Source organism: Olivibacter domesticus (assembly GCF_900109575.1).
In the GTDB taxonomy this organism is placed as follows: Bacteria; Bacteroidota; Bacteroidia; order Sphingobacteriales; family Sphingobacteriaceae; genus Olivibacter; species Olivibacter domesticus.
The window spans coordinates 332,608-356,920 of sequence record NZ_FOAF01000004.1 but is presented as its reverse complement, the minus strand read 5'-3'; the positions used below and the strand labels follow the sequence as shown (position 1 = coordinate 356,920).

Sequence of the window (24,313 nt, the reverse complement as noted above, 5' to 3'; positions counted from 1 at the left end):
TTTCAATCTATGGTTTGGAGGTTGTTTCGAAAGGAACAGCCTCTTTTTTTGATTCATATTCGATGATAAGTCGTTAATATTTGCGTAAATTAGCTTAAATGTCTTAACTACATTTGTGATGTACATATATACAATAAGTGCTGAACCAATTAAGTCATTGCTCGATTTTCTGAAAGAGTGTAATGAATATGAATTAAAAATATGACGAACATAAATATGATATAGCTATCGAATTCAGGGACACTGTGCTGGGCTTGTGTTTGGTTTGAGAACAATACGCGTTGACCGCTTGCCGAGCGAAGGTGTAAAACCTAAACAAGTTAAAAATTTTGTTTCATGTGTGTTGGACTGTCCGCCGTGAGGCGGATGGTCTTTTTTTGTGTTAACCTCCTCTTACTTAATACTCCATTCCTGTATACCAGAAGAATGTTCTTTAGGTTGCTGAACCAGCAAACGCAGTGCTTTCGTGTTTACGGGTTCGAAACTTACCTTGTTGTAGCTGTCTTTATCATTTGGATAGGTTCCCGTATTTTTGACGTCTTTCCAATCTGTGCCATCTAGGTATTGCAATTTCCAGCTTGCTGGAATACGGCAACCACCGAAAGGGCTGTCGTCATACCAATAAACACTTGATTGAGATACTGTATATGCTCGATCAAAGTCATACTGCACATATTCTTCCGTATCTTTAGCGGGCCACCAATGCAGGTATATTGAACTGGCGTCAGCTGAACTCTTTGGGTCATATTGATCGTTCAATCCGCGCAACATTCTCGCATTTTTTATGGAGCCGCTTACCTTACTTTTCGAAGCGATGGTAGGAGCCGGTTTGGGCTTTGCAGCGGAAGCTTCGTATGGGATCCATACTTCCATTTCACTTGGGCCCCGGTTTGCCCAAGCATAATAAGGGATCGCTGTAACTTCCTGTTCATTTTTTATCAATTCATCGCTATTTACCTGGCGTTTGGTGCTATTTCCCTTCATTTTTAATGTCATAACGCCATTTAATAAGGTGTTTTCAAATTTGGGTTGCACCGTGGCATCTTTATCGACTACAATATTCATTACCGTTGAGTCGAGGTTGTCAGGCCCTTCTAAACAATAGACAATCGGACCACGTTGTAAAGCGAATCGGTTTTGGTCATCTTCTACCTGTTCGTTTGCGAAAACCTTTTGAACTTCCATAGGCAGTACTAAGGAAATCCTGTCGCCTTTCTTCCATGTTCTATCCAGTATGGCATATCCTTTTTCCAATGTATAATCTATTTGTTTACCATTCAGTTTTAAGACAGCTGGAAGTACAACAGCATTTTCCCTGTAAAGATTACTTGGTAGGGGATCTCCCTGTGCCCATCCTGGAATCCGAACATGAATTTTTACCTGCATATTTTCCGCGGGGTTGATCGTAATTTCGTTCGAACCCTCCCAGGGATAATTCGTTTGTTGTACCACTTGCATTGTTCCTTTTGGCAAATCGATATTTGCCTCGCTGCCAGCATAAAGATTTATGTAGAGATTGTTACCGTCCTGCCCATACATATATCCCGGCATGGAAGGTAAAAAGCGTGTCATGTTAGAAATACAGCAGGCGCAACCAAACCAAGCACTCCGTTGATGTTGCCCCATGGAGGCCAAAGGATTGGGGTAAAAGAAGTGATCTCCACTTAATGAAACCCCTGAAAGCAATCCATTATAAAGCGTTCGCTCAAGTACATCTATATATTTTGCATCGCCATGTAATTGGAACATGCGACTGTTCCAGTATACATTAGCAATAGCGGCGCAGGTTTCAGCGTAAGCCGACATATTAGGAAGCTGGTAATTTTTGCCGAAAGCTTCGCCAGCACCCGTGGCACCGATGCCGCCAGTAATGTAGAGCTTCTTATCTACCACATTGTCCCATAACTTGTCTATCGCTGTTAAATATACCTGATCGCCTGTTAATGCGGCTACATCTGCCATGCCTGTGTACATATAGGTGGCTCGCACGGCATGCCCGACGGCTTCCTCCTGTTCGGTCACTTTCTTAAAAGATTGATTATATTCACCACTATGAGGTTTTCCAGGGCCACGTATGTCCAAGAAAAATTTTGCCAAATCAAGGTATTCTTGTTTGCCTGTTACGCGGTACAAACGAGTTAAACCCGTCTCTATAATTTGATGTCCCGGAAAACGTTCTTCCTTGCCGTATCCAAAGTCTTTTACCAATAGATCCGCATTTTTTGTGGCAATAGTAAGAAGCGTTTTCTTTCCGGTGGTAAGGTAATGGGCCACAGCGGCTTCATAGAGATGTCCCGCGTTATAGAGCTCGTGACTTAAATCTTCTTCCATTTCCCAGCGTTTGCTGCCAATCCATGGATGAGGTTTACTTACCTTTGCGGTACGAAAAGTGTAGAGATAGCCGTCGTCTTCCTGTGCTTTACCTATAATGATAATTAATTTATCGAGTTCTGCATCCAATTTGGGATCTTTCTTAACTTGTAAAGCATAAGAAGCACCTTCAATTAGCTTGTATAGGTCTGTATCATCAAAGGTATACTCGGTTAGTTTGTGGTCGTGTATTTCACCCGCCGCTAAACGGAAGTTATCCACCCTGCCCGTTTCATAACATTTATTTAAGATATAAGGAATGGTCACATTAGCATTTACCTGCATTTTTGGTGCCCAAAAATTGTCGTTTACCTGCACATGCGTAAAAGGTACCGGTTGAATGGGATAGTCTTTATGTGTTTGTGCCAGTCCCGTCCATACATTCGTGGCAAAAGCAAAAGCAAAAGCAAATACCTTATATATAATGGTGTTCTTATTCATAATTGATTTTATAATAGGGTTTATAGGAATCCATAAAAACAAAAATAAGAGATATCTAATCCTCAAAGCAGCTATTTATTCACTTAAACTTCGTAGATATTAGCCAATCTCTTGATAACTAGTAAGCTTCCGTCAAACTGGTTAAATTTCGAAGCGTTCTTGTTAAAATCCGGAGAGCAGAGACTCTCTTTTCATTCTACATTTGAATATTAAATGTTTAATTGACATTTATACTAACACTAGCCAATTATTTATTTATCAGAACCGAGGAAATCACTACGAGATCTAACTTTTGTGTAATCCACAAGATGTATAACTATAACTTAAATTTATATGCAGACAAATTACCAAACCAGTAAAAAGCGTCTCAGTTGGGCGTTTTTATTCCTTTTGTTGCTTTCTGTGATGCGTGTTGAAGCGCAGGAGCAGATAACAGGGATCGTCAAAGATTCCAGGGGGCTTCCGCTTCCTGGAGTAAGTATTGTACAAGAAGGGGAAAGCATTGGTACAAAAACCGATGATTCGGGTAAATTTATGCTGAAGGTACCTAAGAGCGGTATTAAACTGATTTTCAGGTCTATTGGGTATAAAAACTATGAACTATCCGTTACGAGCTCGAACAATATCGAGGTTGTGCTTGAGGACGATATTGCTGGCCTGGACGAGGTCTTGGTTACCGCTTATGGAACGAGCAAGAAGGCCTCATTTACAGGTTCGGCTACCGTTATCGATACCAAGCAGCTCGAAAATGTAAATACTTCCAATGTTGCTCAAGGCTTACAAGGGCTCTCAGCAGGGGTACAGGTGACCAACAGCTCCGGGCGTCCGGGAGCGAATCCAACTATTACCATTCGGGGAATTGGGTCGCTAACTGCGGATATGGCACCGCTCTACGTAGTAGATGGTGTACCTTCGGATGTGGATTTAAGTGCTTATTCACCTTCCGATATCGAATCCATTACGGTGATGAAGGATGCGGCGGCAACATCACTTTATGGGTCGAGGGCAGCCAATGGAGTTATTATGATTACAACAAAACGAGGCGCGAGTGGTAAGGCTAACGTGAATGCGCGTGCGGCCTGGACAACCAGTGATTTTGCTGTGAAATTTCCAGAACGGGTATCACCAGCCAAGCAATGGGAGCTAGCTTGGGAAGGCTTATATAATGATGCCCGGGATTTTGACGAATTGTCTGATGAGGAAGCGAGAGAATATGCTAGCAATCGGGTACCTTCTGTATTTTGGAATACAACGCCCATACGAGATGATAATGGTAACATATTACGGAATTACCGCTCGGGTTGGAATATGGACTATCCCATTGGCTTGGACGGGAAGATCAAACCTGAAGCAACGCGTTTATGGGATTTTGATCTGTTTAATGAAGCTTTCAACTATCGTTTGAAACAAGATTATGGTGTAGACTTTAGTGGAGCAATGGGTGAGAACAATACGTATTATGCCTCTTTTTCTTACTTGAATGACAAAGGGGTTCATATCAGCGATGGCTTTAAACGTTACACGGGAAGAGTGGCTTTGAACTCAAAGATGAACGATTGGTTCAGCATGAGCAATTCTATTATGTTCATGAACAGCGCCGATATAAATGGCGGCTTTGATGCGCGGGTATTCCGCGTGATGCCGACCGAATATTCTGCTTATTTGTGGGATTATGAAACGAATTCCTATGCTATTAGTCCCTTTACCGGTAAACCGCAGCTAGATGAGGGTGTCGGTAATGGTCGTGCCTGGTGGCCACGGTGGAGCGCCTACGGTGCATTGACAGAAGCAAAAAATAGTCAAACTGATAATTTGCAAACGGTCTCTGCTCTTAGTTTCCGATTGTTGGAAGGGTTAAGCCTAAAAACAACTTATTCTTTTCAGTTGATCGATAATTTCTATAGTATGTGGAAAAGTCCGGAACGCGAAAACCAGTTGCTTCCATCGGAAGGGTATGTACAGCGCGATAGCTATAGAACCTATTCACATACGGTGAATAATGTGTTGACCTACGATAAAACCTTCAATGATTTGCATCATATCAATGTGTTAGCCGGACAGGAAATTTATTCATACACTACCTCTGGTACAGGGGTAACCCGTTCCGGACTTGCGCTTCCTTATTTTAAAGAGATTTCCCTTGCCTCTAATGATCCAACGGCTTGGTCAAGCTTCGGGCGCTATGGTTTAGCTAGTTTCTTCGGTAAGGCGGAGTACGATTATGATAATCGCTATTATATATCAGGAAGTATACGTACTGATGGGTCGTCCCGTTTCCATCCTGACCATCGTTGGGGGCAGTTTTATTCTTTAGGCGCTTCTTGGCGTATCTCGGAGGAGTCTTTTATGGAGAATACGCAGGATTGGTTACAAAATTTAAAGCTGAAGGCTAGTTACGGTGAAGTAGGTAATGATCGTGTAGGAAGTTATTATGCCTATCAAGCTTTATATGGGCCAACAAGTTATGTAGGAACGGTCGGTGTTAGGCTCAATCAATTGGAAAATGAAAATATTAAATGGGAGACCAATATTCAGACCAATATTGGCTTGGAATTTTCAATGTTTAATAAACTTTCTGGAAGCGTAGAATACTTTACCCGAAAATCGAAAGATTTATTATTAAATAGACCTTTGGCACCCTCTTTAGGGATGGATGCGATCTTAACAAATATTGGTGATGTACAGAATAAGGGGTGGGAAGTAGATCTCAATTATGCTGCTATTCGGAAAAAGGATTTTGACTGGAATATTTCTTTAAATGCAACCAGCTATAAGAATACTATAACAAGTCTTCCAAGCAAGGAGGAGCAATTTAATCAAGGTGTTGCTATTTTCAAATGGAGAGAGGGTGGATCTAGGTATGATATTTATGCACCTAGCTTTGCCGGTGTCAATCCGGAAAATGGACATAATCAATGGTGGAAATATGCGTTCGATGAAAGTGGAAATATCATTGATCAAGAGAAGACAGAAAATTACAATGAGGTTAATGTGAATGAACAACGAATCAATCAAGGATCGGTCTTGCCTGATGTTTTCGGAGCACTAACAAATAATTTTCGGTATAAAAGTCTTGATCTTTCATTCATGCTTTATTACAGCTTTGGCGGGAAGCTGTACGACTACAATTTCTCGGAGAGCAATGTGTTAAGAGAAAATTTTGCGGCCTATGATAATCTGGATCGCCGTTGGCAAAAACCAGGAGATGTGACAGATATTGCAAAAATCTATACCTATCGAACCTTTGATGCTTTTTCCAATGCACGTTATAGTGATCAATATATCTTCAATAATGATTTCGTGCGCTTAAAGAATGTGATGTTAGGTTATACTTTACCGCAGTCTTTAGTGTCAAAATGGGGCCTTTCTACTTTAAGAATCTATTTCCGGGGAGATAACCTTCTCACTTTTGGTAGTGCAAAAGATCGTGGAACAGACCCCGAAAACTTTGGTAATAATCTCGTTGGAGTAGTCGATGCTAGTTCAGGTGTTCCTGCATTGAGAAGTTACACACTTGGTTTAAACGTATCCTTTTGATAAGGGATGTTAAAATAAAATATTGAAAATGAAAGTCATGAATAAAACTCTAATTGGTCTAGTTTCGTGTATGCTACTATTGACCACCGGATGCGAAAAGTTCTTAACAGAAGAACCTACCTCGGATTTGACGAATACGACAGTCATAAAAGATGTTACCGGACTGAACTTATTGCTGCAAGGAACTTACCGTATGATGCGTGATGGAAATGATAATCCACCGATAGCAAGCCCTTTGGGAATTAAATTATTGTCAACCTGTTCAGGGCTGGACATGATGGTCAATCAAGAACAGGTTGGCAATAACTGGTACTTTTATACCTATAGTAATCAACGCTATGATCCAACAAGTGGTGTTCCTGCTGCCATATGGACGGCCATGTATAAGGTTATCAACAATGCCAATATCATTTTGGAGAACGTAGACAATATTCAAGGTGAACAGTCACAAATCAATGCCATTAAAGGGCAAGCCTTGGCGCTACGTGCACGCTGCTACTTTAATTTGGTGAGATTGTACCAACATACGTATAGCCTAGCTAAGGACAAGCCGGGTGTGCCTTTGCAATTGACTTCTGATCTGGAACCGAAGGCAAGGGCAACTGTGCAGGAAGTCTATAATCAAATTGTGGCTGATCTAACCAATGCAGAGACTTTATTGCCCGAGTATAGTCGCCCCAGCATTAATTACTACAATCTCGATGTGGTTAATTTCCTATTAGCGGAGGTATATCTCACTATGGAAGATTGGGCTAAAGCGCAACAATATGCGAATAAAATCCGTTCAGGCTATGAATTGATGACTATGGGTGAATACAACGCCGGTTTTTCTACTCCAAATCGGGAGTGGGTATTAGGTTATGAACAAGGGTCACAAGACTATTGGTGGTACGATTCACCGGCATGCTGGTTTGATTTCGGCCAGAATAATGCACCTTGGCAAGCAGAGCAGATCCTCCCTTCCAATTATTTTGTGGACGTTGTTATGAAGAGTGATCCGCGTATGCTGGTTATTGCAAATCCCCTTTATCCAGGGAAATATGCGGCTACGAAATTTAGAGAGCTGCGGGATGAGCCCCCATATGGAAACCTCTACGATCTCCGCGCTGCCGAAATGTATTTGGTAGAGGCTGAAGCGGCGGCAAGACAAAATGACGTGCAAACGGCTTTGCAAATATTGAATACATTACAGCGTGAAAGAGGTGCAAGTGTTACCAGTACTTCAAGTCAGGATGCCCTAATTGATGCAATCTTATTGGAAAGGCGAAAGGAAATGTGGGGTGAAGGCTTAGAATGGTTTGATATCCAACGCCTGCAATTACCTATTGAACGCACAACAACACAAGGGCATTATCAAAACATAAGTATTCCTCGGAATTCAAATAAGCTGATAATGATGATACCCGAAAAAGAAGTGATTAATAATAGTTTATTGGAACAGAATCCGAATCCAAGCCAAGCGCCTGTATTTGTACCTTAACCAATAACGGAATTTTTAATTGTATCTACCAGATGTCTAAAGGGCAACTGGTAGATTTTTGTTTGTTACCGAGATAATTATTTACATTCGCCTCTAATTTTATTGTTAATCTAATATTCACTATGCGCCAAACAACTTTAGACGAAATCCAAAATTTCGAAGGAAAATATCCCAAGCAGCTATGGTATCTCTTTACCGTAGAAATGTGGGAACGCTTTTGCTTTTATGGTATGCGGGGCATATTGGCGCTTTTCATGGTGGATCAATTGGCTTTGAATGATAGGGAAGCAAATCTTAAGTATGGGGCGATTCAGGCATTTGTTTATGCCTTTACTTTTATGGGTGGGATCGTGGCAGATAAAATATTGGGATTTAATAAGTCGTTGGTGTTTGGTGCATTGATCATGATCGCCGGAAATACCTTGATAGCAATCTCTCCGAGCCATTTCTTTTACGTAGGTATTTCATTGTGTATTATAGGTACAGGCTTTTTCAAACCGAATATTTCTTCCATGGTTGGCCAGTTGTATAAGCCAGAGGATACACGACGAGACGCCGGATTTAGCATGTTTTATGCGGGCATCAACATAGGGTCGTTTCTAGGTGGTATTTTATGTGTTTACTTAGGAAAGTATGTCAGCTGGAGCGCAGCTTTTGCAGCTGCTGGAGGGGTTATGCTAATTGGACTGATTACTTTTCATTTTTCTAAAAGGCATTTAGGTCCCATTGGCTTATCTCCACAATCCGATCAGCCCAAAGCTAAGAGACGACGTAACGAGCTGCTTGTGTACCTCCTTGCTTTAATTGCAATTCCATTTATCCTGGTAATGATCCAGAATACACAGTATACTGATTTTTTTATGTATACGATCGGCCCTCTAGCCTTGATCTATTTCTTTTATGAGTGGTTCCGACTGCCGGATAAGCAATTTCGTTACCCTTTGCTAGCCGCCTTAATCTTTATCGTAGCGTATATTTTCTATATCGCTTTTTTCGAGCAGATGGGTGGATCTTTAAGTCTTTTTGCCGCCAATAATTTAAAGCATGATTTATTGTTCTTCCAAATAGACCCTAACATGATTAATAATTCTTCTGGAGCTTTGTTTATTGTTCTCTGTAGTTCCCCCTTAGGAATGTTATGGATTTGGATGGCTAAGAAGAAAATAGAACCCAATACCTTAATTAAATTCGGCATAGGTTTTTTATTACTGGCTATTGGTTTTTACCTCTTTTTCTTTACGCGTTTTTATACGGATGCACAAGGCAAAACTTCGCTGAATATCTTTACACTGGCCTGGTTCTTCATCACTTTAAGCGAATTGTGTATTGGTCCGATAGGTATGTCGGTAATTACCCGATTGTCACCGCAGAAATTAACGGGTATGATGATGGGACTTTGGTTTTTAGGAAGTGCTTACGGACAATATGTAGCAGGTTTATTGGGCGCTGATATGTCTACCACTGATCAAAAGGCTTCCCTACTGGACAAATTGATGGCTTATACCGAAGGATATAAACAATTGGCAATCTATGCAGTAGGGATAGGCATTTTGTTAATGTTGATCAATCCGCTAATGAAGCGAATGATGCGCGCTAGATCAATCCGTTAACTTTATTCCATTTTAAAACTTATAGCTAAAGCTTGCCGAAAAGTTACGTAACCTTTGTGGATTAACCGACCAGTAGCCTATATAGTACTCCTTATTGGTTATATTGTTTAGATTAAAAGAGATTCGGTAATGCGCAAGATTATAAAATACGCCAGCATTCAATAAGATGTAACTGGGCAAATCGAACTCTCCCGTTATACTGCTATCCATCACCCTGTACTTGCCCGCATAATTACCGCCAAACCCAAGGCCAAGATGCTGCAATTTTCCGCTGGTAAATCGATAGCTTGCCCATAGATTTGCTAAATTTTGAGGTCCCTGCCCTCCAATTGCTCTACCGGGTTCACTGTAGAAGTCGTTTTCGTCACCTGCTATCACTTCTGTTTTATTGTAACTATAACCGGCAATAAGATTTAATCCCTGAAAAGGATTGGCATTCAATTCAATTTCAAAACCTTTACTCTGAACTTTCCCTCCTTGTAAATAATCGTTACGATTGTTGGGGTCAGTTGATACGCGATCAGACACTTTAATGTTATATACGGATATAGTAGTATTTAATCGTTCGTTGAACAAATCGGTTTTTATACCATACTCAAATTGATTGGCTTGCTCAGGTTTAAATGATTTGATTCGAGGATCACTACCATCGGTATTAGCGATGGATCTAGGGGTTACATTGATGAAGGCATTCATGTAGTTGGCAAAAATCGATACTTTATCTAAAATGGGTTGATAAACCAATCCAAATTTTGGAGATAAAGCTGTTTGGTTGAAGTCATCGTCCGGATCACTCTTTTCCCCTTTCGAGACAAAATGATCAACCCGTAAACTAGCCATGGCCGACAATGACGGTGTGATATTTAATACATCCGAAACATATGCACTATAAGAGCTGTTGCTTACGTTGCTATTGGCGGCGCCGGTATTGGCTAAAATATTATCTACAAACATACGAGACAGGTACACCGGTGGAATGGTATCGGTAGTACCTGGTGCTATATATGCCACTTCTGCTTGTTGTGGGGTAACCTTTCTCACTATTGCAGAACCCGAACCGTTGTTAATGGTGTTGCGGTTAAAATAGTTTAAACCCACTAGCAAGCGATTACGCAGGGCGCCAATCTTGAAATCGCCATTAAAGTTTTGTTGAATATTGGTTACGCTTGTTGTTTGTTGTTCTTTTTGAGCGAATTGATCAAAATAGTTGTCTGTAATCCCATCATCCCAGATATAAGTATAGTAGCCATCAGATTTTACAGTTCCTCTTGAAATGGCTGTTTGCGAAGTCCATTGTTCCGATAACTTATAAAGCATTTGCCCTTGTAAGTTAAATCGCGGATTCTTAATGGTTAGATCGTTGCTGATAAATGATAAATTGTTGTTAAGGTTAAGCTCTTCGAGTGATTTGAATGGCAATGGGCCTGTACGATCTGAATGAAAAAATACAGCAGGAACGGCACGCTCTTCCTCGAGAATTTCGGCCATAAGGTGGAAGGAAAGTCGGTCGTTTACTTCATAAACGAGAGACGGGGCGAGGAAGAATGACTTTTTAGATCCGGCATCTTGAAAACTGTTTTCATCATGATAGGCTGTATTAATGCGCAAGGCTATCTTTTCTGTTTTGCTTAAGGGTGTGTTGATATCGGCCGTCACCCTGTTTAATCCGTAGCTTCCCATTTGATAGGTAACCTCACCTCCAAACGCATAGTACGGCTTCTTCGTGATCGTATTGATCATTCCTCCATAACTATAAAAGCTACCCCCAAACAGTGTAGCCGAAGGCCCTTTGATAACCTGTATTTCTTCGATATTTATTGGATCAAGATTGCCGCTTGTTAAACCAGGTAAGCCATTATACATAATGGGTTGAGAGTCAAAACCTCTTAATGCAAAGTAAGAAGCTCCATCACTGGCTCTTCCCGTTGATTCCCAGGTTCGGGTAATGCCTGGAACGTTGCGTAAGGCATCGTCAAAGTTGGTAAGGCCCTGTTCCTTCATTGTTTCCACTGAAACAGTACTATAAACTTGTGGGTTTTCCAGCTTCTTTAAGGGCATCCGAGCGCTGTAAGTGTCTTTTTTATTCAGATTCTTGGTAGATACAAGCACCTCTTGTAAGGTGGCGGCATTCTCTTTCAATACAAAATTTACGTTCAGTGAACTTCCGGGACTTATCTCAATAGCCTTTTCTTGCTTTTCGAGGCCAACTGACGTCACTTTTAATATATAGGAGCCAGGTGTAACATCTTTTATTGTGTAATTTCCAGTTTTATCGGTTATGGAACCCTTGTTTGTGCCCTTAATGGTAATAGTTACCAACTCGGCCGGTTTGCCATCTGAGGTATGGATAGAGCCACTGACCTCGCCATTTTGGGCAAATGAAAGGCTGAAAGACCATAAAAAGAGAAAAATAAAAAGTGTAAACGGTTGTGACATGGGTAGTTAGATTATTTTGGCTGCAAATATATTATTTAAAACAAGTCTAAACAATTTTATTTTAAATTGTTCTAAATAAGAATTGATTCTTCTCTATTTTTATGTGCTATAAGAAATGAGAAGGAATGCGGATAAAATGCTAAAATATACTGCAAACTCCTAAAGAAGCACAAAACGACTTTCCGATAAAATCTGCTAATTCCTAGCAAAAATATAAGTAGAAAAGGGCACTGCTGGCGATTAACTTTGACTTATGTTTTAAATGTTTTATTAATCTTTAAAAACTACCCAACATAAATATGTTAAATTGTTAAGGGGCCTAACAATTCAAACCTTCTAAAATCATGGACAAATTAAGCCTATGTTCAATACAAAAAAAATACTCACTTTTTTCGTTTTTCTAGTTTCATTTTCGGGCTTTGCCCAGCAGCTGAAACATACTTCTCCACAAACCGGTAATCCAATTATACCGGGCTATTTTGCTGATCCTACCGTTAAAAAATGGGGCGATACCTATTATATTTATGCAACGACTGATGGCAATGGCTTTGGCTTAGGTCCCTCTCAAGTGTGGACTTCCAAAGATTTCGTAAACTGGTATATGCAGCCTATGAACTGGCCTTCAACACCTATTTATTGGGCACCGGATGTAAACAAAGCAAGTGACGGTAAATATTACATGTACTATAGCCAGCCCGTTGAATTATATGGGGCTTCTTCAAATTCACCTGTTGGGCCTTGGACTTCGCTGCTACCTGATAATAAACCCGTAGTTCCTAATCACTTCGTGCCGAATGTAATTACACTGGATGGACAAACCTTTCTTGATGATGACGGAAAAATGTATATGTATTGGGGAACTTGGGGTATTTATCCAAACAGTGGCTGTGGTATGGGCTTACTAAACGCCGATATGAAATCTTTTGCTAAAACGGATATCATTCCAAATACCATCGCCAAGGATTTCTTTGAAGCGCCATTTATGTTCAAAAGAAATGGGATTTACTACCTGATGTATAGCGCTGAACATTGCGAAGATGCAAGTTATAAGGTGCACTATGTAATGAGCAAGACCGGACCCTTAGGGCCCTTTACTTATGGTGAAAACAGTCCGATTTTGGTTACCAATGAAGAGGGTACAGTGCATGGACCTGGGCACAACAGTGTGCTGCAAGAAGGGAATGATTTTTATATTGTTTACCATCGGCATAATAATCCACATAGTGGTGGGGGATTCCATCGGCAGATTGCCGCCGATAAATTAGAGTTTGATGCCATAGGAAATATAAAAAAGATAGTTCCAACGCATACAGGTATTGGTGGATTGGCCAAAAACACCATCTCCGGGAAGAATTTAGCATTGGGCAGATCGGTCAGTGCATCTTCAACTTATAGCGACGACTTTATGGCGGCATATGCCGCAGATGATAATAATGGAACCTTATGGAAAGCTGCAGATAATATGCATGATGCCTGGTGGCAGGTGGATTTAGGTAAAGAAGAATCTATACGGAGCGTGTTAACACAATTTGAATATGCCACGTGGTATTATCAGTACTTGGTAGAATACTCGAGCGATGGCAACTATTGGGAAACTTTTGCAGATCGGACTAAAAATACGCAATGGGGAAGTCCGATGAAAGATTATGGTAACGTAATGGCACGCTACCTTCGTATTACCATAAAGGATACCCAGCTAGCAGGTTTAAACAAAGCAATTTGGAACGTGAAAATTTATAGTGAGGCCAACGTAGGCCGTGAGGAAGGAAAATTTTCGGACCCGCAGCAGCCTGTCGGCAGACAGCAGAGTATGGGTTTGTTAGTTGATCTAGAGGCAGATCAATACGACCTGCAAGCATCAGGAATGGAAGTGTCAAATAAAGGTGTGTTAGGGGGTGCCTTTCAGGTGAAGAACGGAGCTTATTTAGTGGATTTGGTACAGGGAAAGAAAGCTTTTATTTTCGACGGACAAAGTTACTGGCAATCACAAATGCTGCTTCCGGCAACATTAAGCGGCAATAGCAGTTTTACTATCAGCGCTTGGGTGCACAACTCGGAGATTGCTAAGGAAGAACCGTTGATGCAATGGGCTTCTGGCGGAAGGGATTTAACACATGCCTCGTTAGGATATGGTTCTGATCAAGCATTAGGTGCGGCTGTCCACGGGGGATGGTCTAATCTGCCTTTCAAAATAACGCCAGCGCCAAATCAGTGGCATCATATTGCGCTCGTTTTTGATGGCACAGAAGAGCGACTTTATGTGGATGGTATGTTAGAAAATGAAGGTAATCGTATGCTTTTTTTGCAAAAGGCATCAGACATTCTGATCGGAACAGACAGGCGTTTGCAACATTATTTCAGTGGAGCTCTTGCTTCTTTAAAGATCTTTGATCGAGCATTAGGAGTACAGGAGTTAAAGCAATTACAAAGAAGCGCAAAAAGAAGTACATACTTAGCTTCTTTTGAAGCGAAAGATTTGACTTTCGGACCAGTGAAAGCGTGGATCAACAAAGGCTACGGGGATGCAAGAATTGATTTTCAGGATCGTGCCGCTGAACTCTTGGCTTATAAACAGCAGATGGCACTGTCTTTAAAAGGTGGAAAAGCTTCTTTGTTGCACTATTTACAACCAAAATTAGACAGCATGGCTACCTATACCTTGACTTGGGTGCATGCGAATAATAAAGAGCAAGATAAAGGAGATTGGAAGTTAAGTACCCTCATAAAAAAACATAACACAATTTATCTCTATATAGCCAACAAATTGGTAAAGGAAAGTAGTACAGCGGATGTATTGAAAGATCTATTGCCCGCTGGAGATTTCTATCTGCGTTCTTTCTACTTATTGGATGAAGCATTAGATGTGATTCAGTTGGAACGTTTGGCAAATACGTTAGTAGTAAACATGGAATCAGTGGAGAAGTTGAAACTGACCTACTCCGTTAAGCCAAAATGGCTGACAGAGCATTTGGCATTTATGCAAGTAGATACCTCGCTTGCAGATAAGGGATATCAATTTAGTTTTAAAGATGCACAGGCAACTGGAAGCACTGCTTGGCAATCGGTTACCCATTATCTTGCCCAGGGATTGGCTTCAGGCGAGAAAACTAGCTTCAAATTCTTTGCAAAAGATCGTTTTGGTCGGGTATGGGTTTCAGCGGAAGCTCCGTTGGAGGGCAGCGTAAAAAACCTTCTTACCAATCGGCAGGAGGTGAAGGATTTTGCAAAAGACTTTTCCGTTCAGCGAATATGGGATGGAATGGAAGGGGGTATAGCTGACAGTGTAAAGCTTTCGCAGAGAAATGATACAATTGTATTGGCTTCTGCAAAAAGTGCATGGGACGGGAGTTCGAAAAAGGGACCTTTTTTATATAAAAATACTACTGAAAATTTTCTTATGCAATTGAAAGTGAGTGACATCGCTGGTTTGCGGCAAAAAAGACCCTTAGGAGCGAATGAAGTAGGTCTTATGTTACGTTACGTTTCTAAAGGGAAAGAGGATCAATTATTACAAAATGGTATTATGTTAGGCTGGGGGATAGGTAACATTGTAACCGATTTAGCAGGAGTTCGCCGGCAACAGCATAATAATACCGGTTTTGATTTTTATTCTTACCTGCAAATTCAACGAGAAGGTAGGTTTATTTTTGTTCGAGGCAGCAAAGATGGTGAGAATTGGCAGGAATTTCCGGGAAGTCCATATGAAAAGCCGCAATGGATAGGTGAAAACTTACAGATAGGGCCCTACCAAGCGAGCTATGGGGAGAAAAAAGGTTTTGGAATGTTTAGTGATTTTATATTTACGACAAATTAGAAAAAATACTAAACAAATTTTGTATTTATTTTTGTTTTCTACGTTAAATAATGCTAAAAAGTGATAAAAAATTAAAAATTTAACATAAAATTTAGATATATGCCAATATACGGTTTGTTGTAGTTAAAATTTGATAATCGTTGAATGTCATGATGTAATAGTTTTGTTATAGAGATCTCAAGGAAGATTCAACCAGCACAAACACCAACACTAAATTACTCATGAGAATTAACTATTTCATTTTACTCTTGATCAGCTTATTAAGCTTTTTCAGAGTGCAGTCTCAAACCGCTACCCTCAGAGGGAAGGTGATCGATGCGGCAAATTCACCCGTACAGGGTGTATCGATCCGTATTAAAGGCATTTCAACGGGTACCTCCTCTAATAGTGAGGGCGCATTTACTATTAATACTCCCTCAGGGGCAACATTGGTAATAACCGCCTTAGGGTATCAATCTCAAGAAATACCCTTTACCGGGCAAACACAGCTTACTATCCAATTGGAAGAGGACAACCAAACCTTAAATGAAGTGGTAGTTACGGCGCTGGGTATTAAACGAGAAAAGCGACAACTAACGTATAGCACACAGGAAGTGACCGGTGCCGATATCGCAAAAACCAAAGAGCCGAATGTATTAAACTCCTTAACCGGAAAAGTTTCCGGTGTGCAGATCACTTCTTCTTCCGGTCAGCCTGGTAGCTCTTCCAGGATCGTGATCAGAGGGACGAGCTCATTAAGTGGAAATAATGAAGCACTAATTGTGGTAGATGGTGTCCCCATTAACAACGATCAAACGGGAAATAATGGTAATGGAAACGGAATTAGCAGGTTTTCGGATATTGACCCCGCCATTATCGAAAGTGTCAATGTGTTAAAAGGTTCCGCGGCTTCTGCACTTTATGGTTCAAGTGCCGCAAGGGGAGTAGTGATTGTTACTACCAAAAATGGCTCTAAAGATCAAAAACCAAGCATCAACTTCACCTCACAATATGCAATAGATAAGGCCATTTATCCTGAAGTACAATCGCTCTATGCGCAGGGAGACCGCGGAATATACTGGAATGGTATAGATAATGATCAGAAAACAAGCTTGATATGGGGTCCAAGATTAGACACATTAAGGGTAAACGGAAATCCTGTAAGAAATGTTAATCCGATGGACGCCTTTTTCCAAACGGGAAAAACCTATACAAACACAATAAGTGTGCAAGGCGGAACGGATAAATCTAATTATTTTATGTCTTACTCATACTTAGATCAGGAAGGTACTGTTCCAACGACAGATTATAAGCGGCATGCTGCATTTGCAAAATTTAGCAATAAGATTTTTGATAAGCTAACGGCGAACTTTCAGTTTAACTATGTTTCTACTACTTCCCACCGCACCTCAGAAGGGTATGGCTTAGAAAGTCCGCTTTGGACGATCTATACAGCCCCCTTTTCTTGGGACCCATCGCCTGCTACCAATGAAGATGGAACCCAACGTGTTTTTCGCTATTCAAGGAATAACCCTTTTTGGGCATTAGAGAATATTTATAATGACACGCGAGGTAATCGTTTTATTCCCATTGCTACTTTCACCTATAATCCAGCGGATTGGCTGACAATAACTGAACGGTTAGGAGCCGATATTTATTCGGAGCAATCCAAGTACCATGAAGCACCGAGTGATGTGCTGGCGACACCGGGCATCCTGCGCGATCGTAATAATAACTATCGTCAGTTTAACCATGATTTCATTGCCGAAGCCCGCAAACAAATAGGAGATGATTTTGAAGTAAGTATGCTGGTTGGTAATAATGTGTTTTCAACCTACGATCAGCGGTATCAGATTACAGGCACAGGTGGTTTTACTGTTGAGGATTTTAATAATATTAGCAACACTGAAACACAGGTGAGTACAGAAGACTATAGGCGTTTTAGACGTGTCTCTTTTTACGCGCAGCCAACGGTTGACTATAAAAAGATGCTCACCCTATCTTTCACTGGACGCATGGAACAGAGTTCGGTTTTTGATAAAGAGAATCGAACGTACTTTTATGGTTCTGCATCTGGTGGTTTTGTATTCTCAGAGCTCTTAAAAGATAAAATGCCATGGTTAAGTTTTGGTAAATTAAGAGCTTCTTACTCAAAAGTAGGGAATGATAATGTTGGAGCTTATGCAACCACTACAGTGTACAGCATTGCCGATAATTTCCCATTCAATGGTATTCCGGGTTTCTTAATTAGTGGTGATTTGGGTAATTCTAACCTGAAAAATGAAACAACCACCGAGCTTGAAATAGGATTAGAAACACAATTTTTAAATAACCGTATCGGCTTAGAAGTTAACTATTTTGATCGGGATCATAAAGACCTGTTGTCGTATGTTACTTTGGCGAATTCCACCGGATACCGTAATTCATATATCAATGCTGGAAGCATGTATAACAAAGGTATTGAAGCTTTGTTAAATATTGCGCCTGTAAAAAAAGAAAATTTTTCATGGGACCTGACCTTTAATTTTACTAAAATTAAAAATAGGGTGACGGCTTTATACGACGATGCTGAGAGCGTACAGATCGGACAAACCTATGCCTTTAAGGGGCAACCCTACGGCACCTTCTTCGCCTCTGGTTATAGTTACAATGATGCCGGACAATTGCTAATTGATGATACAGGCTTGCCTGTAATCAGCGAGTCGAAGGCCATCGGGAATATTCAACCCGATTGGTTAGCCGGATTAAATAACAGCATTACGTATAAAAATCTAAATCTAAGCTTCTTCTTCGATATGCGAAAGGGTGGCGACCTGATGAATTCGGATGATCGCTATGGCTTCTTCTATGGAACAAGTAAGGCCACCGAAAATCGCGAAGATCGTGTGGTAGAGGGAGTGAATATAAATACAGGAGAAACGAATACGGTTACTGTTTCCGGACAGGATTACTATCAGCGCTTAAGTAATATTTACGAATCGGCCATTCAAGATGGTACTTACGTAAAGTTGCGTAATGTTAGCCTAACCTATAATTTTCCAGAGAAATATATTAAGAGGACCCCTTTTAAACGTGCTTCGTTAACGGCAACCGGACGTAATCTTTGGATTTACGCCCCTCACTTTACTGGGTCGGACCCTGAAGTCAGCAGTTATGGGACTGGTAACGACGCGTTAGGTTTATATGGTAATTCAGTACCTACTTCGAGGTCTTATAACTTTACGCTATCCTTAACCTTTTAATCGTAAAAAAATGAAATCATACATAGCTTATATAACTACCTTTGCAGCGTTGACTTTTTCTAGCTGTGAAAAGTTTTTGGATGTAAATGAAAATCCTAATCAACCTTCTACCGTACAGGAATCATTAATCCTTCCAGCAATTGAATTTAACCTTGTTCACAATGTGGTGGCTGGCTGGGCATCTATTAACGCGGCTCATTTTATGCAGTTAATAGCCCTTAATCAAGCACCTCCAAATACCGGAACGTATCTGTTGAATCCGGTGGATTTGAATGATACTTGGCGGTATACGTATACCGACTGTTTGCAGAATTTAAAATTGCTTAAAGAACAAGCAGATGAGAAAGGAAACGATATCTATGCTGGTATCGCTAATGTATTGACCGCTTATACCATTGCCTATGCTACTGATATGTGGGGGGATGTTCCCTATTCGCAAGGCTTAAATGCTACTGAAACTTTTCGTCCTGCCTATGATAGCCAGGAAACGGTGTATACAACTATTCAATCGTTGTTGGATGAAGCGATAGCAAAACTGACTACGGGGGAAGGCTCTGCTCCTGGCGATCGTGATTTTTTTTATAATGGAAATACAGAACAATGGGTTAAAGCTGCCTATACACTTAAAGCAAGGTATTATATGCATTTAAGTAAAGCGCCAAATCACAATGCAACAGAACAGGCACAATTAGCATTAAATGCCTTAGAGAATGGTATGCAAAGTAATGATGATGATTTGTGTTTGGTATATGATGGAACTTCTGGTAGAGAAAATCGGTGGTACAGAAACTTTTTACCTGTTGAAACAATCGTTTTATCTTCTAAAACGGTTGATTCATTGGTTAGTAGAGCCGACCCTCGGCTAGATAAACTGATATCGCGATCGAAGTTAAATAATAATTACAAAGGAAGATCGATCGGTTCCGCAGGAATAGGCGCATTGGAAGAATATTCTTTAGGGGGTTCATTTTATGCAAATGCTAATTCGCCGCTATACTTAATTAACTATAGAGAAGCGCTATTACTGAAAGCGGAAGCTACTTTAATCTTGTCAGGGCTAGAGACGGCAGCTCCTTTTTATCGGCAGGCAATTGAAGCAGACATGGCTCATATTGGTGTTTCGTCTAGCACTGCTATCGCTACCTATTTAGCGAGCAGAGGAAATATCAATGCTGATAACGCTTTGTCGTACATGATGGAAGAAAAAGCCGTTGTCAATTTTCTCTCACCAGAGATATTTAATGATTGGCGTAGAACAGGATATCCTGCAATTAATAAAGTGCAAAATGCTGTTTCCGATATTCCGAGGAAGATGCTTTATCCATTGAATGAGTTGACCAATAATCCGCAACCTCAACAGAGTGCCGATGCACTTACCAAACGTGTTTGGTGGGATGCGCAATAGTTATTCATTTTTTAGCGCCAAATCAAGAGGTTTGGCGTTTTCTATTTGAAAGAAATGCAAAAGAAATTTTTTTTATCAATAGCTGTTATACCGCTTTTTGTCAATTGGCATTCGGTTAAAGCGCAGATTTCTCCTGAACTATATGTCCCTTGTCAGGAAATCCCTTATTTGATGCAACAGTTTGAAGCTGACGAAGCAGCCATTTATCGTTTTTACTCACCTTCAGAAAATGCACCCCGATATCGTCCCGCCGAAGGGATGGGTTCACCCGATCGGCAAAATCGCTTAAAAGAATTGAATGAAAAATATGTCGCAAAACTGAAGACTGTTCAATTTAAGTCACTTCCACAGGAATGTAAGGTAGACTACCTCTTATTCACTAGGGATCTAAAAGAAAATCTGCACCTTATTAACCGGCAGGTTACTGCGATGGCTGAGTTGCAAAATTGGTTTCCTTTTGCCGATAGTCTTTTTTCTTTGGAGCGCTTGCGTAGACGGGGACAACCGCTGGATGCTCCTCGTGTGGCAGCTAATTTTAATAAGGTAGCTAAGGAAGTGCCAATGCTGATAACGAAACTAGGAGCGGTGGAGCTAACTCCAGAACAGATTCGGATTGCGCAGGAGGAGCTTCAGCTATTACAAAAAACTGCGAACAGTATCTTCCAGTTTTACAATGGTTATGATCCGGCCTTTACCTGGTGGGTACCCACCTCCTACCAGCAGGCCGACAATGCTTTAGATCGCTATTCACAAGCTTTTAAAACGAAGCAACAGCCCAATAAGATGGGGATTTATACCCGCTCACCTATCGGTAGAGAGGAGCTCCTGCGTCTTTTGAAATTGGAGATGGTGAATTACAGCCCGGAAGAGTTGCTGGCCATTGCGCATAAGGAAATGGCTTGGTGTCAAGAAGAAATGCAGAAAGCCACCAAAGAAATGGGTTACGGTACTAACTGGAAGGCCGCACTCGAAAAGGTGAAACAAAGCGCTGTGCCTCCGGGCAAGCAGCCCGAAGCTATTAATAAGCTGTACAAAGAATCGATAGATTTCTTGAAAAAGAACGATTTAATAAGTATTCCACCGCTCGCGGAAGAGACCTGGGGAATGATAATGATGTCACCTGAACGCCAAAAATCAAATGCTTTCTTTACCGGTGGATGGGAAATCAGTGTCACCTATCCAACTAATACGATGGATTATGATTTAGCTCAGATGCGGATGCTCGGTAACAATCCATACTTTTCAAGGGCAACGGTACACCATGAATTAATTGCAGGACACAACTTAGAGTTTTTTATGAATGCCCGGAATAGAACCTATAGAAATTTTGACACACCGTTTTGGATGGAGGGTTGGGCTCTTTATTGGGAAATGCTCCTGTGGGATAAAGGTTTTGCCCGTACACCCGAAGAAAAAATGGGCATGTTATTTTGGCGGAAGTATCGTTGTGCGCGTATAATCTTTCAGCTTAATTTTCATTTAGGAAAATGGTCGCCCGAACAATGTGCCAACTTTCTGGTAGAGGAGGTTGGCCATGAACGGGCAAACGTAGAAAGTGAACTCAATTGGCCGCTTTCGAGGGATAGCCAAGCTTTTCCGCTCTATCAAGTGTCTTACTATATTGGTGGACTGCAATTCTATGCCCTGCAGCGAGAGGCACTAAAATCTGGTAGATACACCTTGAAAGAGTTTCATGATACGGTGCTGAAATTGAATGCTATGCCTGTTGAAATGATCAGCGCTATTTTGTTAGAAAAACCGTTGGAAGTAAATTATCAGACCAAATGGAAGTTTTATAACTAGTTTTCGTAATGGCTTCCATATTAATAGGGCAATGCTAATACTTAATGCTCATTTTTACTTCAGATGAATAGTGTGGTCACTTATTGAATAGAGAATATGGGGTTTATACTAAGAAGTAACTACTTTAAGGATAAAATTATTCCTAAAAAGAAATTGTGTTTAACTCCAATATAGGCTTCTTGCTACAATGGCATAACAAACACCCAATAAACACTATAGAATGACCCTATAAACATACTATAATCACCCTGCTTTCTCCCTAGATCGACATAAGCATGTTGCTAGCTTAAGCCTGCCTTAGCCCTGTCTAAGCATAGGAATAAAGCTATAAAATAAAAAGCTCGGAAGCTTTATAAATTTGGTTAGGTTTATAAAGTTTCCAAGCTTCAAGGCGTAAACATTGATTTTACTACTCCACTAATACTCCAATATAATAATTAAAAGTATCTACTTCTAAGTTCTCTTTAGTAGCACCCGTGATATCTACTTTCTTCCATGATCTATCAGGGTTAATAAATTGATATTGCCCCCCTTTTACACGCACTTTAACAGGCATGCTAAAGTCGGCAACATCGGCAATCCAACGGCTATATAATTTGTTTTCTTTAAATCTGAATTCAAGGGTTGGGATATTAGTATGTTTGATATATTGATCAAATACCGGATTTAAATTCTTGCCTGATTGCTCGCTGATGAAGTTTACAATATCTTCATAATTAACGGTCTGATGATAAAATGTTTTATTTAAACCGCGCAAAATCTGCCTCCATTGTTCGTCGTTATTAATAATGGTGCGGATCATATTCAATAAAACGCCCCCTTTTGGATACATATCACCAGACCCTTCTTGATTTACCCCATAAGGACCCTGTACGGGATTATCGTTCTGTATGCCGCTTCGTATGCCGTGCACGTAGGCTTCTCCGGCCTCTTTTCCATAATTATAATCAACAAACAAGGCTTCCGAATAATTGGTGAAGCTTTCATGTATCCACATATCAGCAAGATCTTTGGAGGTGATGTTATTGCCAAACCATTCATGTCCGCTTTCATGCACGATGATGAAATCCCATTTCATGCCCCATCCCGTATCAGAGGCATCTCTGCCCCGATAACCGTTTGCATATCCATTACCATAGGTTACAGCACTTTGATGTTCCATACCGGTATAGGGGACATCCACGAGTTTATAACTGTCTTCATAGAACGGATAGGGGCCAAACCAATGCTCAAAGGCTTTAAGCATGGGTATAACATTAGTAGGAAAAAACTTCTTTGCTTTCGCCTCATTTTCACGCAATACCCAGTAGCTTAAATCTAATGCTCCTTTTTCTCCTTGGTAAGTGTCTGTAAAATTAACATAGTCGCCAATATTTACGGAAACACTATAATTGTTTATGGGATTGCTGACAAACCAATCAAATTGTGTATAGCCATCTTTATGGTTGGTTTTCTTTACAAGTCGGCCATTAGAAACGTCACTTAGGCCTTTCGGTACACGGATACTGATGAGCATGCTATCTACTTCGTCCGCTTGATGATCTTTAGTAGGCCACCAAACACTGGCACCCAAACCTTGACAAGCAGTAGCTACCCATGGTTTTCCTTTACTATCTTTTGAAAATACAAAACCGCCATCCCAGGGCGCTCGCTTGGCTACCTGTGGATTGCCCGAGTAGAATACTTGCATAGAGTCTAACGCACCTTCTTTAATTTCCGTAGGGAAGTTAACAAAGACAGCATTGAATTCACGCGTAAAGGGTATTGCTTGGCCATGGTATACCACTTTTTCAACTTTTAAGTTGGCGAATAGATCGAACTGTAGCTTCTTGAAATCTGTGACTGCCTCAAATTTAAAGAGATTGCTGCCACTGATGAACTTATTGTCGATATCTACTTTTACGTCTAAGTGGTAGTATTTGATATCATAGGAGGTACGTAACGGGGTCAAGGTGCCCCGTAAGGAATCTGCTTTTGTAAATACTGGCTGGTCTTTTATGAGCAGCTGCGCAGAACCTGCCAATGGTAACACAGCCATTGATAGGATGTATAATATTTTTTGATAGTTTAATTTAAACATGTTGATTAATGATAAACTTATTTTTTTCGATATCGCTTTTCATTTACTATGGTTTAGCGCAGGGACTTATCGTCCTGCTTTTTCGGCCTTGGCTGACGCGGAAGCTGAAAAGTATT

General features: G+C 40.6%; 10 protein-coding genes. 7 read left to right on the top strand and 3 right to left on the bottom strand.

Annotation, left to right across the window (positions count from 1 at the left end):
• Positions 1-393 precede the first annotated feature (393 nt).
• A complete protein-coding gene (locus BMY50_RS17765) occupies positions 394-2,811 on the bottom strand; it encodes a glycoside hydrolase family 127 protein (protein ID WP_093326953.1) in 2,418 nt (805 codons plus the stop codon).
• 333 nt (positions 2,812-3,144) lie between these two features.
• On the opposite strand from BMY50_RS17765, the gene BMY50_RS17760 reads away from it, so the two are divergent.
• The 3 genes from BMY50_RS17760 (at position 3,145) to BMY50_RS17750 (ending at position 9,438) form a co-directional block, all read left to right on the top strand.
• Positions 3,145-6,348, top strand: coding sequence for a SusC/RagA family TonB-linked outer membrane protein (locus tag BMY50_RS17760; RefSeq protein ID WP_093326951.1), 3,204 nt, complete (start codon positions 3,145-3,147; stop codon positions 6,346-6,348).
• Positions 6,349-6,385: 37 nt separating this feature from the next.
• Entirely contained in the window at positions 6,386-7,828 is a 1,443-nt protein-coding gene (locus BMY50_RS17755) for a RagB/SusD family nutrient uptake outer membrane protein (RefSeq protein WP_162276622.1), read from the top strand.
• 122 nt (positions 7,829-7,950) lie between these two features.
• On the top strand, positions 7,951-9,438 hold the full coding sequence (locus BMY50_RS17750) for a peptide MFS transporter (RefSeq protein ID WP_093326947.1): 1,488 nt from the start codon (positions 7,951-7,953) through the stop codon (positions 9,436-9,438).
• Positions 9,439-9,450: 12 nt separating this feature from the next.
• Here the strand turns inward: BMY50_RS17750 and BMY50_RS17745 are convergent, their stop codons facing one another.
• Positions 9,451-11,874 (bottom strand): TonB-dependent receptor, encoded by a 2,424-nt coding sequence (locus BMY50_RS17745; RefSeq protein ID WP_093326945.1) that lies wholly within the window; start codon positions 11,872-11,874, stop codon positions 9,451-9,453.
• 361 nt (positions 11,875-12,235) lie between these two features.
• On the opposite strand from BMY50_RS17745, the gene BMY50_RS17740 reads away from it, so the two are divergent.
• The 4 genes from BMY50_RS17740 (at position 12,236) to BMY50_RS17725 (ending at position 22,117) form a co-directional block, all read left to right on the top strand.
• Positions 12,236-15,688, top strand: coding sequence for a family 43 glycosylhydrolase (locus BMY50_RS17740; RefSeq protein ID WP_093326942.1), 3,453 nt, complete (start codon positions 12,236-12,238; stop codon positions 15,686-15,688).
• A gap of 221 nt (positions 15,689-15,909) precedes the next feature.
• Positions 15,910-18,909 carry a SusC/RagA family TonB-linked outer membrane protein gene (locus tag BMY50_RS17735; RefSeq protein WP_093326939.1) on the top strand — a complete coding sequence of 1,000 codons (3,000 nt, stop codon included), beginning with the start codon at positions 15,910-15,912 and terminating at the stop codon, positions 18,907-18,909.
• A 10-nt stretch (positions 18,910-18,919) separates the two neighbouring features.
• Complete coding sequence (locus BMY50_RS17730) at positions 18,920-20,314, top strand: SusD/RagB family nutrient-binding outer membrane lipoprotein (protein ID WP_093326936.1); 1,395 nt, start codon at positions 18,920-18,922, stop codon at positions 20,312-20,314.
• A 54-nt stretch (positions 20,315-20,368) separates the two neighbouring features.
• Positions 20,369-22,117, top strand: a complete 1,749-nt coding sequence (locus BMY50_RS17725) for a DUF885 family protein (protein WP_093326934.1) — start codon at positions 20,369-20,371, stop codon at positions 22,115-22,117.
• 409 nt (positions 22,118-22,526) lie between these two features.
• Here BMY50_RS17725 and BMY50_RS17720 read toward each other — a convergent pair whose 3' ends face one another.
• Positions 22,527-24,197: a M1 family metallopeptidase gene (locus tag BMY50_RS17720; RefSeq protein ID WP_093326931.1), complete on the bottom strand. Its 1,671-nt coding sequence runs from the start codon at positions 24,195-24,197 to the stop codon at positions 22,527-22,529.
• Positions 24,198-24,313 lie beyond the last annotated feature (116 nt).

Excerpts from the sequence above, each read along its gene's own strand:
- BMY50_RS17765 (WP_093326953.1), bottom strand. The coding sequence starts at position 2,811 with ATGAATAAGAACACCATTATATATAAGGTATTTGCTTTTGCTTTTGCT.
- BMY50_RS17745 (WP_093326945.1), bottom strand. The coding sequence starts at position 11,874 with ATGTCACAACCGTTTACACTTTTTATTTTTCTCTTTTTATGGTCTTTC.
- BMY50_RS17750 (WP_093326947.1), top strand. The coding sequence starts at position 7,951 with ATGCGCCAAACAACTTTAGACGAAATCCAAAATTTCGAAGGAAAATAT.
- BMY50_RS17755 (WP_162276622.1), top strand. The coding sequence starts at position 6,386 with ATGAATAAAACTCTAATTGGTCTAGTTTCGTGTATGCTACTATTGACC.
- BMY50_RS17740 (WP_093326942.1), top strand. The coding sequence starts at position 12,236 with ATGTTCAATACAAAAAAAATACTCACTTTTTTCGTTTTTCTAGTTTCA.
- BMY50_RS17730 (WP_093326936.1), top strand. The coding sequence starts at position 18,920 with ATGAAATCATACATAGCTTATATAACTACCTTTGCAGCGTTGACTTTT.
- BMY50_RS17720 (WP_093326931.1), bottom strand. The coding sequence starts at position 24,197 with ATGTTTAAATTAAACTATCAAAAAATATTATACATCCTATCAATGGCT.
- BMY50_RS17735 (WP_093326939.1), top strand. The coding sequence starts at position 15,910 with ATGAGAATTAACTATTTCATTTTACTCTTGATCAGCTTATTAAGCTTT.
- BMY50_RS17760 (WP_093326951.1), top strand. The coding sequence starts at position 3,145 with ATGCAGACAAATTACCAAACCAGTAAAAAGCGTCTCAGTTGGGCGTTT.
- BMY50_RS17725 (WP_093326934.1), top strand. The coding sequence starts at position 20,369 with ATGCAAAAGAAATTTTTTTTATCAATAGCTGTTATACCGCTTTTTGTC.